Origin of the sequence: Pseudolysinimonas kribbensis, from assembly GCF_039531715.1 — a bacterium.
Classification (GTDB): Bacteria; Actinomycetota; Actinomycetes; order Actinomycetales; family Microbacteriaceae; genus Pseudolysinimonas; species Pseudolysinimonas kribbensis.
The window spans coordinates 117,030-132,510 of the sequence record NZ_BAAAQO010000002.1; the positions used below are offsets into that span (position 1 = coordinate 117,030).

Consider the following 15,481-nt stretch of genomic DNA (forward strand, 5'->3'; position numbering starts at 1 on the left):
ATGCACCGGGTCTCGATGCGCCGACGGCGGCTACTCGACCCGCTCGGCGCCGAGAGTGACCGCACGCGCCTGCAGCGGCAGCGCGAGATCCTCGCCGAACGCCCGCACGGCATCCCGCAGCCCACCGGGCGCGATCGGCCGGAAGCGGTAGCGCAGCGTTCCGTGGAACTCCTGCCGTGCCGCGAAGTTCGTGAAGTGCAGGTTGTTCATGACCCAGCTGTTGATGTGCCCCGCCGGCGCATCGAGGCGCCGGGCCCACCGACCCGTCTGGAAGCCGCCGAGCTGCACGAGCGGCGCATCGACCGAGCCCCAGAGCACCGCCGCGCCCCCGCCCCGCACGCCGACGGCGTGCTGGAGGGAGTACCAGTCCCGGCTCGTGTCGGGCAGCTGCTCGGTGTCCGCCGCGAACACGGCCCCCGCGGTCTCGACGAGGAACTCGGGGCCCGCGATCGCCCACGGGAACGCGACGAAGATGCTCTCCGGCTCGAGCCGCGCGGGCTTGTCGATGCGCACCGCCAGGTCGATGAGCGGACTGTCGCGATGCAGCGTCACGGTGTGCTCGGCCTCGAGCACACCCCCGATCCGCGACGACCAGCGCAGCCGGGCCAGGTCGCCGGTCTCCACGATCTCCGCGTCGCCCGCGGTGCCGTGCACGCGCTCGAACCGCGGCCCCGGGTGAGCGGGGTGGAAGTCGCGTGGATCACGGAACATCGGATGCGCGCGTTCGGCATCCGGCACCACCTCGATCACGATCGCGCCGAGCCCGTGCGGCGCGGCGGCGTCGACGAGCTCGCGTCCGTCGGCGCGGTCGACGAGCGACGCGATCCCGCCGCGCACCGGATCCACCTCGACCCGGTACCGCCCGGTCTCCAGCAGCAGGCCGGGCGACGCGGCGGGTTCCGGCGCCGGGATCGGCAGCACCCGGACGCTCGATGCGGGCACGTCCGCGACGAGGGTCACGCGTCGGCGGCCGTCGACCTCCGCCTCGACGGGCTCCCGCCGATCGTGCGCGGTCGCGTTGACGACCAGGATCGCGTCGTGCGCCGGCAGGATGCCCTCCCCGGTGCCGATCGGCACGCCGTCGCCGGATGCCGCCACGCGGTGCATCGCCTCGATCGCGAGATCGCGCGCGAGGTCGTAGGCGCCGAACGCGAACGCGTCCTTGGCATTGCGATGGGAGAGCGTGAACGTCGAGAACGGCGCCCGGTAGGTCTCCCACGAGCCCCAGGTGTGCTCGCCGTAGAGGAGCAGCTGCTCGTCGACGCGCGCCGAGTCGGTCGCCAGCTCGGCGGCGTCGCGCACCCGCACCGGACCGCGCCGGTAGCCGAGCACCGTCGCCCGGCGGTCGGGGTGCTCGCCGCGGGAGGCCGCGAGCTCGAACGATGCCGCCGCCGCCCGGGCGAAGCGCCGCGCCTCGCGGTAGACCGCGACCTCGCGGGCCGTCGAGCCATGCCCGTGCGCCCACCAGTCGGCCCACTCGCCGCGCAGCACCGGCAGGTCCGCCGGCGCCTCCGAGAGGAGCGCGTCGAGCGCCTGATCGATCGTGGCCGTCGCCATCGGAAGCTCCGGATGCCGGGCGTTCCAGTGCCGCACGACGTCGAGGAACGCGATCCCGGGCCAGCGGTTGTCGTTGGCCGCATGCACCACCGCGGTGCCGAACGGGTAGTCGTCGCGCCCGGTGAGCCGGTCGACGAAGCCCCGGATGGCCGCCTCCGACCGCGCGAGGTCGCCGTCGACCACGCCCCACTCCTCGCCCACTCCGTAGTGGGTCGAGAGGAACACGGTCAGCAGCCGGCCCGACGGCGTCTCCCAGCGGAACAGGCTCGGCTGCTCGAGCGGTGCGCGTCCGTGGTCGGGGTTGAGCGCCATGACGAGGCGGTCGATGCCGGCGTCGAGCATCTGGTCGGCGGCGCCCCACGCGATCCCGTTGACGTCGCCGTGCTGCTCGGTGCGCACCGGGATGCCGACCCGCCGGAACGCGTCGAGCGCGCGGTAGGCGGCGGCGAACTCCGCGCCGTCCGGCAGCTGCGTCATGTTGAGGTAGCCCCCGGTCACCGCGACGTCGCCCGCGGCGACCCGCGCCCGGAGGCGCTCGACGTCGGGATCGCTCGCGGCGGCGAGGAAGTTCAGCACCGGCCGGGCGACCTCGAAGGTCCAGCGGAACCGGTCCGGGGCATCCGGTCCGGCGCCCGGGTGCGCGTCGGCGAGATCCAGGACCTCGCCGACGATCCGGGCGTGCGCGCCGTCGATGAGGCGGGGGCTGTTGGTGTAGCCGACGTCGTGGTGCGTGTGGCCCACGAGCAGGATGCGGGAGAGAGCGCTCATGCGAACAGCGAGCGGGCCGAGCGACGCCACCGGCGCCGCCCAGCCCGCTCACGGGTCCTACTTGTTGTTCTTCACCTGGTCGTAGGCGACCATCGCGGCCTTCTGCGCATCGGCGAGCGCCTGCTTCGGCGTCTTGTTGCCCAGCAGCACGCTCTGCACCGCGTTGTTCACCTCGGTCTGGATCTGCTGACCGGCCGGCGACGCCCCGAAGGAGTGGCCGTTGCCCACGATGTCGTAGTAGGTCGAGATCGCCTTGGCGAAGCCGGGGTTGTCCGGCGCCGGCGTGAACTCCTCGTGGAGCTTCTTGTCGGCGACGGGCGAGCCCGTGAACAGGCCGGTGTTGATCGCGCCCGGCTTCTTGGCGAGCGTGGCCTTGCGCGCCTCGCCGGCGGCCTGCCATCCGGCCATGCTCGTCAGGTCGAGCGCCCACGCGCACGCGGCGTCCTTGTTCTTGGCGTTGGCCGGGATCACGAAGGCGGTGCCGCTGGATGCCGTGAACGGCTTGCCGTCGGGGCCCTTGAACGGCACGGCGCCGATGTCGACCTTGTCGACGTAGGGCGTCAGCACGTTGACGTACCACTGGGCGTTGACCTGCGCGCCGACCTGGTCCTTCACGAACTGGTTGTTGTCGCCGAAGGTGTCGAAGGTGTCGCTGAAGCTCTTCACCTTGGCGTAGCCGCCCTGGGCGTCGGTGATCTGCTTGAGCACCTCGAGGCCCTTCTCGTTGCGCGGGTCGTCGAGGGTGGGCTTGCCGTTGCCGTCGGCCAGCTGTCCGCCCTCACCGAGCACCCACAGCAGCGCCTGGCCGCCCGCGACCGGGTCGAAGCCCAGCCGGGTCGGCTTGCCGCCCGACTCGGTGTACATCTTCTTGATCGCGGCGAGCAGCTTGTCGGGGTTCGAGGTGTCGATGTCGGCGTCGGTGACTCCCGCCGCCTTCATGACCCGCTCGTTCGTGATGATGGCCGGCGGCTGGTAGAACTGCGGCACCGCGTAGATCGCGCCCTTGTACGTGACGTAGTCCATGACCGACTTGTAGTAGTACGACGTCGGGTTCACGTTGTGTGCCGAGAAGCACTTGTCCAGCGGCTGGATGAGCCCCTGCGCGGCGTACGTGGCGACGAAGTTCTGGTCCATCTGCACGACGTCGGGCACGTTGCCGCCCGCGACGCGGGTGGTGAACTTCTGGGCGTCGAAGGCGGTCTCGTCGATCTTGATGGTGACGCCCTTGAGCTGCTTCTTGGCGTAGTCGAGCCGCGACTGACCGACGTCGTCGGGGTTGTTGAAGCCCCACGCGTTGAGCGTGCCGCTGGGCTTGGTGCTGAACGAGCCCTTGTCACCGCCGGAGCCGGAGCCTCCGCCCGAGCAGCCGACCAGCAGCGTCGCCGACGTGGCGAGCGCCGCGGCGACCAGAACCGCCTGCCTCTTCTTCATCGAATGTCCCTTTCAGGTGGATGAGTGCGGCAGGACGGGACCGACCGCACTGTCGGGGGATCCGGATGTGGAATCCTTCCCACATCGGAAGGTAGCGGAGGTCAGCCCGCCGCACAAGCGTTTGACGGGCCTCCAACCGAGTGCCCAGCCGCGCGCACGCCCGCGGCGGCGGCGCGGGCGCGCGCGCGGGTCCGGCATCGATATGGAATCGATACCAGCACGCGCGCCCCGCGATGCCGCCGGAGCCCGTCAGCCCTTACGGCCCTGGGTCGCGACGCCCTCGATGAAGTACCGCTGACCGAACGCGAACAGCGCGAGCATCGGCAGCGTCACGAGCAGACTCGCCACCATCACGTACTGGTAATCGCCGTGGCCGCCGTTGGTGGGCGAGAACTTCGTCATGGCGTAGGCGATGCCGAGCGGAACCGTGAACTGGTCGGGCGTCCCGCCGTTCAGGTAGATGAGGCTCGCCTGCAGGTTGTTCCAGGCCGCCTGGAACTCGAACAGGAACACGATGACGAACGACGGCACCGCCAGCGGCATCGCGATCCGCCAGAACATCCGCCAGTAGCTCGCTCCGTCGAGCCGCGCCGCCTCGAAGAGCTCACGCGGCAGCCCGAGGAAGAACTGGCGCTGCAGGAAGATGTAGAACGCCGATCCGAAGAGGTTCATGCCGAACAGCGGCACCCACGTGCCGACCAGCCCAAGACCCTTCCAGATCAGGTACTGCGGCACCATCGTGACGGCGCCCGGCAGCATCATCGTGGCGAGCACGAGCCCGAACAGCAGGGTGCGCCCCGGGAACTTGAAGTACGCGAAGCCGAACGCCACGACCGAGCTCGACACCGCCACGAGCGTGGCAGCGATGAGCGCGATCAGGATGCTGTTGACCGCCCAGTTGATGAGCGGCAGCTGATTCCAGACCTCGACGTAGTTCTGCGGCACCCACGTCTTCGGGATGAGCGCGTTGTCGAAGACCTCGCCGCGCGGCTTGAAGCTCGCGGCGAGCAGCCAGACGAACGGATAGAGGAACAGGCACATGAAGCCGAGCAGGACGATCCAGAGGATCACCTTGCCGATCACCGTGCGCGGCCGGTACCACCGACTCGGCCGCAGGGTGCTGGATCGACGGGTGCCGCCCTCGAGGGCGGTGACGGCCGGAACGCGGGTCGTGGTGACGGACATCAGTTCTCGCTCTCGTAGTAGACCAGCCGGTTGCTCACCTTCACCTGGATCAGGCTGATGATCATGATGATCACGAAGAGCAGCCAGGCCATGGCGGCGGCGAATCCGAAGTTGAACTGCTGGAACGCCTGCTGGAACAGGTAGACGCCGTAGAACAGCGACGAGTCGGGCGAGTAGTTCGTCTGATCGCGCCAGAACAGCAGATAGGCCTGGTCGAAGACCTGCAATGCGGCGATCGTCAGGACGATGACGTTGAAGAACACCGCCGGCGAGATCATCGGCAGGGTGATGTTGAAGAACTGCCGGACCGGACCGGCTCCGTCGATCGAGGAGACCTCGTAGAGATCCTGCGGCACGTTCTTCAGCGCGGCCAGGAAGATGACCATGGTGCCGCTGACGCCCCAGAGCGTCATGATCACGATCGAGGGCTTCACCCAGTTCGGGTCGATGAGCCACTGCGGGCCCTCGATGCCGATGAGCGCGAGCGCCTTGTTGATGGCGCCCGTGTTGCCATTGAGCAGCAGCAGGAAGACCGAGGCCGTCGCCACCGCCGGCGTCATCTTGGGAAGGTAGTAGATCGTGCGGAAGATGCCCGCGCCGCGACCGACCCGGTTGAGCAGCATGGCCAGGAACAGGGCGAAGACGATCTCGGCCGGCACCGCCATGACGGCGTAGAACAGCGTGTTCGACAGCGAGGTCGCGACCTTGGGGTCGTTCAGCAGCTGCGTGTAGTTGTCGAAGCCGGCCGGATTGGCGACGCCGGTCGCGAGGTTGTAGTGCGTGAACGAGATCACGAGGCTGTAGATCATCGCCCCGAGGGTGAACACGAGGAACCCGACGATCCAGGGCGAGATGAAGAGGTAGCCCGCGATCGCCTCGCGCCGGTCGTACTTGCGGTGCCGGTAGCGACGCGGCTCGGCATCCGGGTCCGCGGTCGGCGCGGAGGTGGTATCCGCGGTGGTGGCGCTCATGGCGCACCCCCTCACATCGGTGTGTGGCTCGAAGTGTGGCAACGTTGCCACATGGCGGGAGCCTAAGCGGCCGACCGGCGGGGACGCAAGACGCTTGCGCTCCCGGGCGGTTTGCGGCAAGCGCCTGCATCCCGGCGCTAGGGTGAGCGAGGCCCGCCCCGAGCGGGCGCCGGAGTGACTCGAGGAGACGAGATGTCGTCGACCGTCGGCGATCAGCCGCCGCGCCGCGCGACGCTCCGTGACGTCGCACAGCTCGCCGGGGTGTCGCAGTCGACGACCTCCCGCGCGCTGAGCGGTGAGGGCTATGCGGGCGCCGACGTGCGCGAGCGGGTGCTCGCCGCAGCCGAGACGCTGGGCTACGTTCCGCACGCCATGGCCCGCAGCCTGCGCAAGCAGGACAGCCAGACGATCGGCGTGCTGGTCTCCGACCTGCAGAACCCGTTCTACGCCGACCTGGCCGCGGGGATCGCCGACGCGGCGCGGCGGGCCGGCTACACCATGATGCTCACCGACGACCAGGGCTCGGCGGAGGCGGAGATGCACGCCGCGCAGGCCTTCGTCGCGACGCGGGTCGCGGGCGTCATCCTCACGGCGCTCTCCGGAGACGTCGTCGAGTACCTGCTGCGCCAGCACGTTGCGGTCGTGGAGGCGGATCGGCAGTTCGCGGCGGGACGCTGCGACGCGGTCGTCATCGACAACGCGGGAGCCGCGCGGCGCATGACGGAGCATCTGCTCGAGCTCGGGCACCGCCGCATCGCGCTCTTCGTCGACGAGACCGCCTGGACCACCGGCAACGCGCGGTCCGAGGGATTCCGCGAGGCCCTCACCCACGGCGGCGTCGCCTGGGACGACGCGTTCGTCGTGCAGGCCGGGTGGGATGCTGCGCTGGCACGGACGGCGGCGATCGACGTGCTCGCGCGCCGCGACCATCCGACCGCGATCTTCGCCGTGAACAACCTGCTCGCGGAGGGCGTCTGGCGCGCCGCGAGCGACCTCGGGCTGCGGATCCCGGAGGACCTGAGCCTGGTGTCGTTCGACGACTCGCGCTGGATGAGCATGGTCACTCCCGGCATCACGGCGGTCGCGCAGGATGCCGTTGCGGTGGGCCGTGCGGCGGTGGGCCGGCTGCTCGAGCGGCTCGGCGACCGGGGGCTGCCGCCGCAGACCGAGGTGGTCGACGCCCAGGTGATGGCACGAGGCTCGATGGCGGCGCCGCGCCGCAGCTGAGCTAGGCTGCCGCACGATGGCTGGCAACGATCCCACATCGGCGTCGGACGGCCCCCTCGGGGTCGCGATCCTCGGCTTCTGGCATGTGCACGCCGACGGGTACGCCCAGGAGGCGGCCGAACACCCCGGCACTCGCCTGGTCGCGGCCTGGGACCCCGACCCGGAGCGCGGGCGGGAGGGCGCCGCCCGCCTCGGCGTGCCCTACGAGCCCGAGCTCGCCGCGGTGCTCGCGCGCGACGACGTCGACGGCGTGAGCGTGACGACGGCGACGAGCGAGCATCCGGAGGTCATCGCAGCGGCCCTGGACGCCGGCGTCCACGTCTTCACCGAGAAGCTCCTCGCCGGAACCGAGCAGGAGGCCGCGGACCTTCTCAAGCGTGCCGCTGCACAGGGGGCGGCGCTCGTGGTGTCGCTCCCCCGGCTCGCCGAGCCGACCACGCTCGCCGCCGCGCGGCTCCTCGACGAGGGCGCGCTGGGGCGCCTGACCTACGCCCGGTTCCGGATGGCGCACGACGGCTGGATCGGCGGCTGGCTCCCCGAGCGGTTCGGCGATCCGGCGACCGCGATCGGCGGCGCGCTCGCCGACCTCGGCTGCCACCCGGTCTATCTCGTGCAGCGGTTCCTCGGCGCCGAGCCCGAGCGCGTCGACGCCAGCTACGCCCGCGTGACCGGGCGCGGGGTGGAGGACAACGCGGTCGTGACGATGCGCTACCCGGACGGCGCGATCGGCGTCGCCGAGGCGAGCTTCGTGACGACCCCCGGCGCGGCGACGTTCGAGCTGCGCGGCACCGAGGGAAGTCTCCTCTCGGGGTTCGGCAGCGAGGTGCTCCTCGGCAAGGGTCCGCGGCTGGGTGGCGACGCGTGGACGGCGGTGGCGCTGCCCGAGCCGGGCGAGGCGCCGTTCGCTCTGTGGGTGCGCGCGATGCGCGGCGCCGCGGCCGCCGAGGTCGAGGCCAATCAGCGCGCCGCGCTCGAGCTCACCCGCGTGGTCGTCCGCGCCAACACCGCCGCCCTCTGACCGGAATCGCCCCGAAGGGAACCCCATGACCCCGACCGCCCCCGTCCGCATCGGCCTCATCGGAGCGGGCGGCATCGCCGGCGCGCACGTCGCCGGCTACCTGCGCAATCCGGACTCCGTGGTGTTCGCCGCGGTGGCCGACCCGGTGCGCGAGAACGCGGAGCGACGCCGTGGCGACACCGAAGCGGAGATCTACGCCGACTACCGCGAGATGCTCGCCCGCGCGCCGATCGACGCCGTCGACATCTGCCTGCCCCACCACCTGCACCGCGACGCCATCGTGGCCGCCGCCGAGGCGGGCAAGCACGTGCTCTGCGAGAAGCCGCTGTGCCTGACCCCCGAGGAGGCCGGCGACATCGCGGCGGCCGTGCAGGCCAACGGCGTCACCGTCATGTGCGCGCACAATCAGCTCTTCCTTCCCGCGGTCGCCGAGGCGCGGCGCCTGCTCGACGAGGGGCTGTTCGGCACCGTGTACGAGGTGCGCACGACCGACAGCTTCGTCAACGAGTTCACGCCCGAGAGCATGGGATGGCGCGCACACGCCGCGACGAGCGGCGGCGGCGAGCTCATCGACACCGGTTACCACCCGACGTACCTGCTGCTGCACCTGGCCGGCGGTTCGCCCGTCGACGTGGCGGCCGTGCTGAGCCGGCACCGGCTCGACTTCATGGAGGGCGAGGACTCGGCGCAGCTCCTCGTGCGCTTCGACAACGGCGTCGTCGGCAGCCTCGCGACGAGCTGGGCCTACCAGCCCAGCGGCAACACGGAGAAGTTCTCGGTCGTCGCCGAGAAGGGCTCGCTGTGGAGCGACGGCACCGTGCTCGAGTACCGGCTGCGGGGGGAGGACCCGGTACGCATCGAATTCGAGCCCGTGCACGAGTTCGCGGCGGAGATCGCGCACTTCGCCCACAGCATCCGGACCGGATCGCGTCCCCTGCACACCCACGTCGAGGGCACCGAGGTGCTCGGCATCATCCTCGCCGCCTACGCGTCGGCGCGGGAGCGGGTCGTCGCGCCGGTGGAACACCTCGGAGCGGCAGCGGTCGCGCGGTAGCGGGGGCCCGGATGACGCGCGTGCGGCAGGCGGAGGTGGCCGTCTTCGGCGCCACGGCGGGCGGAGTCTGCGCCGCGGTCGCCGCGGCGGAGCACGGCGCACGCGTGCTGCTGCTCGAGCCCGGCGCCCACGTCGGCGGCATGACGAGCGGCGGCCTCGGCTACACCGACGTCGGGGATCTGCGGGTGCTCGGCGGCGCGGCCGCACGGTTCCGGAACGCGGTCGCCGAGCACTACGGCGTCGCTCCGGGCCGCTACGCGGGCCCCGAGCCGCAGGTCGCCGAGGCGATCCTGCTCGCGTGGCTCGACGCCGCAGGGGTGGAGCTGGTCACCGGCGCGCTCCTCACGGGTGTCGCGATGCGCGGCGACGCGATCGCCTCGGCGTCGTTCCGCGACCTGACGGTCGAGGCGGGTGTCTGGATCGACGCCGGCTACGAGGGCGATCTGCTCGCGGCGGCCGGCGTGCCGTACCGGGTCGGCCGCGAGGACCGCGCGCTGCACGGTGAGCGCTTCGCCGGCCGGCGCGAGGTCGTGCCCGGCATGCATTCGATGCCCGACGGCGTCTCCCCGTTCCGCGACGACGCCGCCGGGCTCGAGCCCGGCGTGCTGCTGCCGCAGGTGCGCGCCGAACCGATGGCCGACGTGGGCGCGGGCGACGGCGGCGTGATGTCGTACGGGTACCGGCTGTGCCTGTCGACGGCATCCGACCGCATCCCGTTCGACGAGCCGGCCGGTTATGACCCGGCGCGCTGGGAGCTCGGCCGCCGCATCCTCGCCGCCGAGCGGGCGCGCGGCGTCGAGCGCCCGGCCGGCCGGATGGTCGGTCTCGAGCCGAACCTGCCCGGTGGCAAGGCGGACGGCAACTCGCTCGGACCGTTCTCGCTCAGCGTGCTCGACGGCAGCGCGTGGCGGTATCCGGATGCCGACCAGCCCGAGCGGGACGGCATCCGGGAGCACCATCGCCGGCACGCCCTCGGCCTGCTGCACTTCCTGCGCACCGACCCCGCGGTGCCGCCGGACGTGCGCAGCGAGATCGACCGCTGGGGCCTCGCCGCCGACGAGTTCGCCGACACCGGCCACCTGCCGCACCAGCTCTACGTGCGCGAGGCGCGGCGGATGCAGGGGCGTCGCATCCTGACCGAGCACGATCTGCTCGGCGGCACGGTCTCCGACGACACGATCGCGCTCGGCTCGTACCACCTCGATGTGCGCGAGGTGCAGCGCGCGTGGCGCTGGGTGTACGAGCACCCGCGCCCGATCGCGCAGGTGGTGAGCGAGGGGTACTACTCCGTGCCGGTGCCGGTCTACGGCATCCCGTACGCGGCGCTGCTGCCGCCCGACGGGGTCGCGACCAACCTCCTCGTGTCCACCTGCGTCTCGGCGTCGCACGTCGCGTTCTCGTCGATCCGCATGGAGGTGCAGTACCAGATGCTCGGTCAGGCGGCGGGCACGGCGGCGGCGCTCGCGATCGCCGCGGACGTCGCACCCGACCGGATCGACGTGGGCACCCTGCGCGAGACGCTCGCGGCCGACGGCGCGGTGCTCGCCCTCTAGAGCGGGTCGGCGCCGCGCGCCGCTACTCGACCCGCTCGGGGGTGCGGGGCAGCCCCACGACCAGCAGCACCGGCGCGATGAGCACCACCGCCCCCGCGACGAGCAGCGTCCCGCGGGCGCCGATCGCCTCGCCGAGCACCCCGCCCAGCAGGGCGCCCAGCGGGAACAGCCCCATGATCGCGACCCGCATGGTCGCGTTGACGCGGGACAGGATCCGGTCGGGGCAGATGCGCTGGCGCAGGCTCACGCTCGTGATCGCGTAGACGATCTGGCCGAGTTCGCCCGCCGCCATGCCGGCGACGGCGAACGCGAGCCCCCAGCCCGGGGTCGCGAGCACGATCAGGAGCGCGAGCGGTCCGGTCACCGCGAGCGAGACCCAGATCACGCGGACCGGGCCGAGGGTGCGGCTCGCCCGGGGGGTGAGCGCCGCCCCCGCCATCGCCGCGAGTGCGCCGCCCGCCACCACGAGGCCGACGACCCAGGCCGGCTGATGCAGGTCGCGCACGAGGAAGACGACGGTCACGGCCGACGCGATCGCGAACGACAGGTTGCTCGCGGCGCTCGCGAGCGCGAGGGCGCGGAGGGTGCGGTCGCGGGCGACGTAGCGGACGCCCTCGGCGATCCGGTGGCCCAGGTGCCGCGGGGCCTCGGGCTCCGGCGCGGGCTCGTGCACCCGGATGCCGAGCAGGGTGGCCGCCGACACCGCGAAGGTGATCGCCTGCGCGAGCACCACCGACGCCGCTCCGATCAGTGTCACGAGGAGGCCGCCGAGCCCGGGGCCGGCGACCTGGCCGCTCGAGCGGAGGAACTCCATCGCCGAGTTGCCGGCGAGCACCCGGTCGCGGCCGACGACCACCGGCACGTAGCTCTGGTATCCCACGTCGAAGAAGACCCGCGCCAGGCCGACCAGGAGCGAGACCACGACGAGCTGCGCGATGGTCAGGATGCCGAGCCACGATGCGACCGGGATCGTCGCGTAGAGCACGGCGCGCGCGAGGTCGCTCGCCACGAGCACCGGACGGCGGCGGGCGCGGTCGAGCCACGCGCCGGCGGGCAGGCCGATGAGGGCGAACGCGATCGTCGAGGCGGCCGCGATCAGGCCGACCTCGAAGGCGGTCGCGTGCAGCGACACGACCGCGAGCAGCGGGATCGCCACCCCGCCGATCTGGCTGCCGAACTGACTCGTGGTCTGGCCGGCGAGCAGCAGCCGGAAGTCGCGCGAGGCGCGCAGGGAGGGCGCGGACGGGAGGGACATGACGTGCCTTTCGTGGAGAGGGATCCCCTCCACCGGCGCGGAAATCGTCGCTCGGGGGGTTCGACGTTACGGGCGCCTGTGCATCGTGTCAAACTCCGGCGACGTCGCGGCGCGCGCGCTCGATGATGGCGACATGAGCGACAGCACGGACTGGCCGACAGAACGCAGCGCCGAGAACACCCCGCAGGACGAGGCGCGATCGGAGGAGCAGCACCACGATGCCGACACCGAGGAGGACACGGTCTCCGGCGGCGCTGCGGAGGAGCCCGAGTGAGCGACCGCGCGGTGGGCGACACGGGTGACGCACCGCTGGATGACGACGACCAGCTGTTGAAGGATCGCAGCTACTCCCCGGCGAGCGGTCGGGAGACCGAGGAGCTGCAGCGCGATCCTGCCGACAGCCCGGCGACCGACGACGTCGATCCGGATGCGGTGCAGACGCTTCCCGGCACCGGCGGTCCCGACGACGGGGGCGCGGTCGAGGCGCCGCCCGACACCACGATCCCCCGCGACACCGGGGCGCACTGAGCGCGCGGGAGCCGGACGCCGCCCTGAGTCTCTCCTCCACAGGGCGGCATCCGGCGATTGATCCACAGCCGAAAGCTCTCCTGACCAGGCAATTCGGGATGTCGGTGGCCCCTGCCATAGTCGAAGCATGGAGGCAGAGGCGGCGATCTCGGAGGCGATCCGGGTGCTCGCGGGAACAGCGGCGGAGCCGCTCGCGGTGCTCCCCGACGAGGGGGTCTACCGCCGTGCGTCCGACGTCGAACGGCTCGGCAGGCTGGTGGATGCGCTCCGGCTGCAGGCCGCTGCCGAGCTCGCGGTGCGCGCCGACCATGTCTCCGACGGCTCCGCGACGCCGCGACTGACTCGACGGCTGGGGGTGGTGAGCGCGGCGCAGGTGCTGGAACGCGCGGCGCGAGTCTCTCAGCGGGAGGCGACGCGGCGCATCCGGCTGGGCACGCTCGTCTCACCTCGTATCACCCCGTTCAGCGCGGTCATCGAGCCGCCATTCCCCGCCGTAGCCGAAGCGCTGCGGGCGGGCGAGATCGGCGTGGATGCTGTGGCCGCCATTGTGCGCCCGCTCGCCGGGGCGGCGGACCGTATCGCACCCGAGATGCTGGCCGAGGCGGAGCGCCATCTGGTCTCCGAGGCGCGCACCGGCTTGCCCGATCTCGTCGCCGTCCAGGCGCAGATCATGGGGCAGGCCCTCGACGCCGATGGCGCCGAACCGCGCGAGGCCGAGCTGCGACGACGTCGGACATTCCGCATCGGGCGGGAGGTCGACGGCATGACTCCGTTCCACGGGCTCGCTGATCCGGTGGGCGCGGCCCTGCTGCGCGCCGCCATTGCCGAGCGGACGGCGCCGTCGCGCACGCCGCGGTTCGTGGCCGACGACGAACCCGCTGTCGAACGCGGCGCCGACCCGCTCCCGATCCGGGACGAACGCTCCCGGGAGCAGCGCGCCTACGACGTGCTGATGGGCCTGCTCACCGCGGGCGTGCGTGTCGACCGGGATGTCGCGACCAGCCTCCACGGGGTGGCGACCGTGCAGGTGGTCGTCACGGAGGCCGACCTCGAGGGCGGATCGGGTCTCGCCTGGCTCGACGATGTCACCGAGCCCGTGTCGGCACGCACCGCCGCGGAGATCGGCTGCGACGGGGGCATCGCGGTGACGGTCGTCGACGACCACGGACGCCCGCTGCGCCAGGGACGACGACAGCGATACTTCACCGCCGCCCAGCGAAGGGCACTGGCGGTGCGCGACGGCGGATGCGCCATGCCGCAGTGCACCGCTCCCCCGTCCTGGACTCACGCACATCACGTCGTGGAGTGGCAGCACGGGGGTGCGACGGACGTCGACAACGGCGTCCTTCTCTGCGCGTACCACCACCATCTCGTGCACGAGGGCGACTTCCGCCTGCGCATGCTCGAGGGACTGCCGCAACTGCTGGCACCGCCTTGGGTCGACCCGGAACAGCAGTGGAGACGCATCGGGCGCGCCCGATGGAAAGGGGGCGCGACGGCGCGGGCCGCCTGAGCGTGCCGCCGCGCGCCTCGGTGCCGCGCGCTCGCGCCGCGCCCCGTCGCCGCGCCCCGGTCGTCGGCCGTGGTCGCGTGCGAGCGTTGCAGGTACTGCTCGGGTGTCAGCCCGCCGCGGCCGCCGAGTGGGAACACGTGCCGCTCCCCACCCGGGTCACCGGCCAGTCGGAGGCGTCGTCCACCACGAACACCGGGGCGCCCGGGGGCGAGCCGCTCGGCGATGAAGCGGCGGTACGCGTCGGTCGGCCGCGACGTGCGGCATCACCCGTTCCAGCGGCAGCCGCAGAGCCGGCCGGATGCCGAGGCCGATCCAGGCCCGGCACGATCACGACGCGCGGGTCACGCGACACGGAACCGGCTCCCGCGCGTGCTGAGCGTCATCCCGTGCCCCGGTGCGTCGCCCGGTCGCACCGCCCCGTCGCGTACGGGCAGGGTGCCGTCGAAGAGCGCCGCCTCGACCCGCTCGTGATCACTGAACCACTCGAGGTGGCGGAGCCCCGGTGTGACGGCACCGACGTGCACCGACAGCTGCGGGGCGCAGTGCGCGGAGACGTCGACGCCGGCATCCGCGGCGAACGCGGCGAGCTCGCGCCAGGCGGTCGGGCCGCCGCAACGCGTCACATCCAGCTGGAGGCAGTCGACGGCGCCGGCGTCGAGCAGCGCCTCGGCGTCGCACCGGCGCCACACGTACTCCCCCGCCGCGACGTCGATCGGGGTCGCCGCACGCACCCGCGCGAGTCCGGCCGGGTCGTCGGAGCTCACGGGCTCCTCGAACCAGGCGACCCCGCGCGCCGCGAGCGCGCCGGCCACCTCGATCGCCTGGTCGACGTCGTAGCCGCCGTTGGCATCCACGAACACCGCCGCCCGGTCACCCACGCGGGCGACGACCTGATCGACCCGGGCGAGGTCGCGCTCGACCCGGGTGCCGCGATCCTGCCCGATCTTGATCTTGACGGCGCGCATGCCCCGCGCCATCCAGTCGTCGAGCTGCGCGTCGAGCTCGGACTCGTCGAACGTCGTGAACCCGCCGCTGCCGTACACCGGCACCGCGTCGCGCACCGGTCCGCCGAGTGCGGCGACGAGCGGGATGCCGTCACGTCGCGCCGCGAGATCCCATAGGGCGAGGTCGACCGCGGAGAGGGCGGTCGCGCCCACGCCCGGCCGCCCGACATTGCGCAGCGCCCGCCCCATCGCCTCGGCGGCCGCCACCGGGTCGGGATCGTCGAGCACGGGCGCGAGCACCTCCTCGATGAGCGCGCCGGCCGCCGCGGCACCGTACGTCCAGCCGGTGCCGACCATCCCCTCGCTCTCGCACTGCACCACGACGACCGTGGTCGAATCCCAGGCGAAGGTGCCATCGGCCTCCGGCCGCTCGGTGGGCACCCGGAAGACGCGGGTCAGCACAGAGACCGTCATCGG

The 15,481-nt window shown here is 72.3% G+C and carries 13 protein-coding genes; 7 read left to right on the forward strand and 6 right to left on the reverse strand.

All coding sequences use genetic code 11. The features are described from left to right. Window positions 1-30: 30 nt before the first annotated feature. The 4 genes from ABD285_RS01210 to ABD285_RS01225 all read right to left on the reverse strand — a co-directional run bounded on the left by ABD285_RS01210 (window position 31) and on the right by ABD285_RS01225 (window position 5,912). Window positions 31-2,325 carry a glycoside hydrolase family 38 N-terminal domain-containing protein gene (locus tag ABD285_RS01210; protein ID WP_344199590.1) on the reverse strand — a complete coding sequence of 765 codons (2,295 nt, stop codon included), beginning with the start codon at window positions 2,323-2,325 and terminating at the stop codon, window positions 31-33. Window positions 2,326-2,382: 57 nt separating this feature from the next. Next, window positions 2,383-3,756, reverse strand: coding sequence for an extracellular solute-binding protein (locus tag ABD285_RS01215; protein ID WP_344199593.1), 1,374 nt, complete (start codon window positions 3,754-3,756; stop codon window positions 2,383-2,385). 249 nt (window positions 3,757-4,005) lie between these two features. Beyond that, entirely contained in the window at window positions 4,006-4,941 is a 936-nt protein-coding gene (locus tag ABD285_RS01220; RefSeq protein ID WP_284253441.1) for a carbohydrate ABC transporter permease, read from the reverse strand. Beyond that, window positions 4,941-5,912 (reverse strand): carbohydrate ABC transporter permease, encoded by a 972-nt coding sequence (locus ABD285_RS01225; RefSeq protein WP_284253442.1) that lies wholly within the window; start codon window positions 5,910-5,912, stop codon window positions 4,941-4,943. Before ABD285_RS01225 ends, ABD285_RS01220 begins: the two co-directional genes overlap by 1 nt. 192 nt (window positions 5,913-6,104) lie before the next feature. Here ABD285_RS01225 and ABD285_RS01230 point away from each other — a divergent pair, with 192 nt between their 5' ends. From ABD285_RS01230 to ABD285_RS01245, 4 genes are read left to right on the forward strand one after another with little or no spacing between them, the layout of a single operon-like run. After that, window positions 6,105-7,139 (forward strand): LacI family DNA-binding transcriptional regulator, encoded by a 1,035-nt coding sequence (locus ABD285_RS01230; protein WP_344199598.1) that lies wholly within the window; start codon window positions 6,105-6,107, stop codon window positions 7,137-7,139. A gap of 16 nt (window positions 7,140-7,155) precedes the next feature. Further along, the gene (locus ABD285_RS01235; protein ID WP_344199601.1) at window positions 7,156-8,157 is read left to right on the forward strand and encodes a Gfo/Idh/MocA family protein; all 1,002 of its coding nucleotides are present in this window, start codon (window positions 7,156-7,158) and stop codon (window positions 8,155-8,157) included. Window positions 8,158-8,182: 25 nt separating this feature from the next. Then, on the forward strand, window positions 8,183-9,211 hold the full coding sequence (locus ABD285_RS01240; RefSeq protein WP_344199604.1) for a Gfo/Idh/MocA family protein: 1,029 nt from the start codon (window positions 8,183-8,185) through the stop codon (window positions 9,209-9,211). An 11-nt stretch (window positions 9,212-9,222) separates the two neighbouring features. Beyond that, window positions 9,223-10,764, forward strand: a complete 1,542-nt coding sequence (locus ABD285_RS01245) for an FAD-dependent oxidoreductase (protein ID WP_284253446.1) — start codon at window positions 9,223-9,225, stop codon at window positions 10,762-10,764. Between the two features lie 22 nt (window positions 10,765-10,786). Here ABD285_RS01245 and ABD285_RS01250 read toward each other — a convergent pair whose 3' ends face one another. After that, window positions 10,787-12,019, reverse strand: a complete 1,233-nt coding sequence (locus ABD285_RS01250) for an MFS transporter (protein ID WP_344199609.1) — start codon at window positions 12,017-12,019, stop codon at window positions 10,787-10,789. Between the two features lie 133 nt (window positions 12,020-12,152). Here ABD285_RS01250 and ABD285_RS01255 point away from each other — a divergent pair, with 133 nt between their 5' ends. The 3 genes from ABD285_RS01255 to ABD285_RS01265 all read left to right on the forward strand — a co-directional run bounded on the left by ABD285_RS01255 (window position 12,153) and on the right by ABD285_RS01265 (window position 14,060). Next, window positions 12,153-12,293 carry a hypothetical protein gene (locus ABD285_RS01255; RefSeq protein ID WP_284253449.1) on the forward strand — a complete coding sequence of 47 codons (141 nt, stop codon included), beginning with the start codon at window positions 12,153-12,155 and terminating at the stop codon, window positions 12,291-12,293. Then, entirely contained in the window at window positions 12,290-12,547 is a 258-nt protein-coding gene (locus ABD285_RS01260; protein ID WP_284253450.1) for a hypothetical protein, read from the forward strand. Before ABD285_RS01255 ends, ABD285_RS01260 begins: the two co-directional genes overlap by 4 nt. A gap of 127 nt (window positions 12,548-12,674) precedes the next feature. Continuing rightward, window positions 12,675-14,060 (forward strand): HNH endonuclease signature motif containing protein, encoded by a 1,386-nt coding sequence (locus ABD285_RS01265; protein WP_344199613.1) that lies wholly within the window; start codon window positions 12,675-12,677, stop codon window positions 14,058-14,060. Window positions 14,061-14,401: 341 nt separating this feature from the next. Here ABD285_RS01265 and ABD285_RS01270 read toward each other — a convergent pair whose 3' ends face one another. Beyond that, on the reverse strand, window positions 14,402-15,478 hold the full coding sequence (locus ABD285_RS01270) for an enolase C-terminal domain-like protein (protein ID WP_284253453.1): 1,077 nt from the start codon (window positions 15,476-15,478) through the stop codon (window positions 14,402-14,404). Window positions 15,479-15,481 lie beyond the last annotated feature (3 nt).

Bases quoted from the DNA above. Each gene is read 5' to 3' on its own strand.
- ABD285_RS01235 (WP_344199601.1), top strand. From the start codon at position 7,156: ATGGCTGGCAACGATCCCACATCGGCGTCGGACGGCCCCCTCGGGGTC.
- ABD285_RS01225 (WP_284253442.1), bottom strand. From the start codon at position 5,912: ATGAGCGCCACCACCGCGGATACCACCTCCGCGCCGACCGCGGACCCG.
- ABD285_RS01250 (WP_344199609.1), bottom strand. From the start codon at position 12,019: ATGTCCCTCCCGTCCGCGCCCTCCCTGCGCGCCTCGCGCGACTTCCGG.
- ABD285_RS01215 (WP_344199593.1), bottom strand. From the start codon at position 3,756: ATGAAGAAGAGGCAGGCGGTTCTGGTCGCCGCGGCGCTCGCCACGTCG.
- ABD285_RS01245 (WP_284253446.1), top strand. From the start codon at position 9,223: ATGACGCGCGTGCGGCAGGCGGAGGTGGCCGTCTTCGGCGCCACGGCG.
- ABD285_RS01270 (WP_284253453.1), bottom strand. From the start codon at position 15,478: ATGACGGTCTCTGTGCTGACCCGCGTCTTCCGGGTGCCCACCGAGCGG.
- ABD285_RS01255 (WP_284253449.1), top strand. From the start codon at position 12,153: ATGAGCGACAGCACGGACTGGCCGACAGAACGCAGCGCCGAGAACACC.
- ABD285_RS01265 (WP_344199613.1), top strand. From the start codon at position 12,675: ATGGAGGCAGAGGCGGCGATCTCGGAGGCGATCCGGGTGCTCGCGGGA.
- ABD285_RS01240 (WP_344199604.1), top strand. From the start codon at position 8,183: ATGACCCCGACCGCCCCCGTCCGCATCGGCCTCATCGGAGCGGGCGGC.
- ABD285_RS01220 (WP_284253441.1), bottom strand. From the start codon at position 4,941: ATGTCCGTCACCACGACCCGCGTTCCGGCCGTCACCGCCCTCGAGGGC.
- ABD285_RS01230 (WP_344199598.1), top strand. From the start codon at position 6,105: ATGTCGTCGACCGTCGGCGATCAGCCGCCGCGCCGCGCGACGCTCCGT.
- ABD285_RS01210 (WP_344199590.1), bottom strand. From the start codon at position 2,325: ATGAGCGCTCTCTCCCGCATCCTGCTCGTGGGCCACACGCACCACGAC.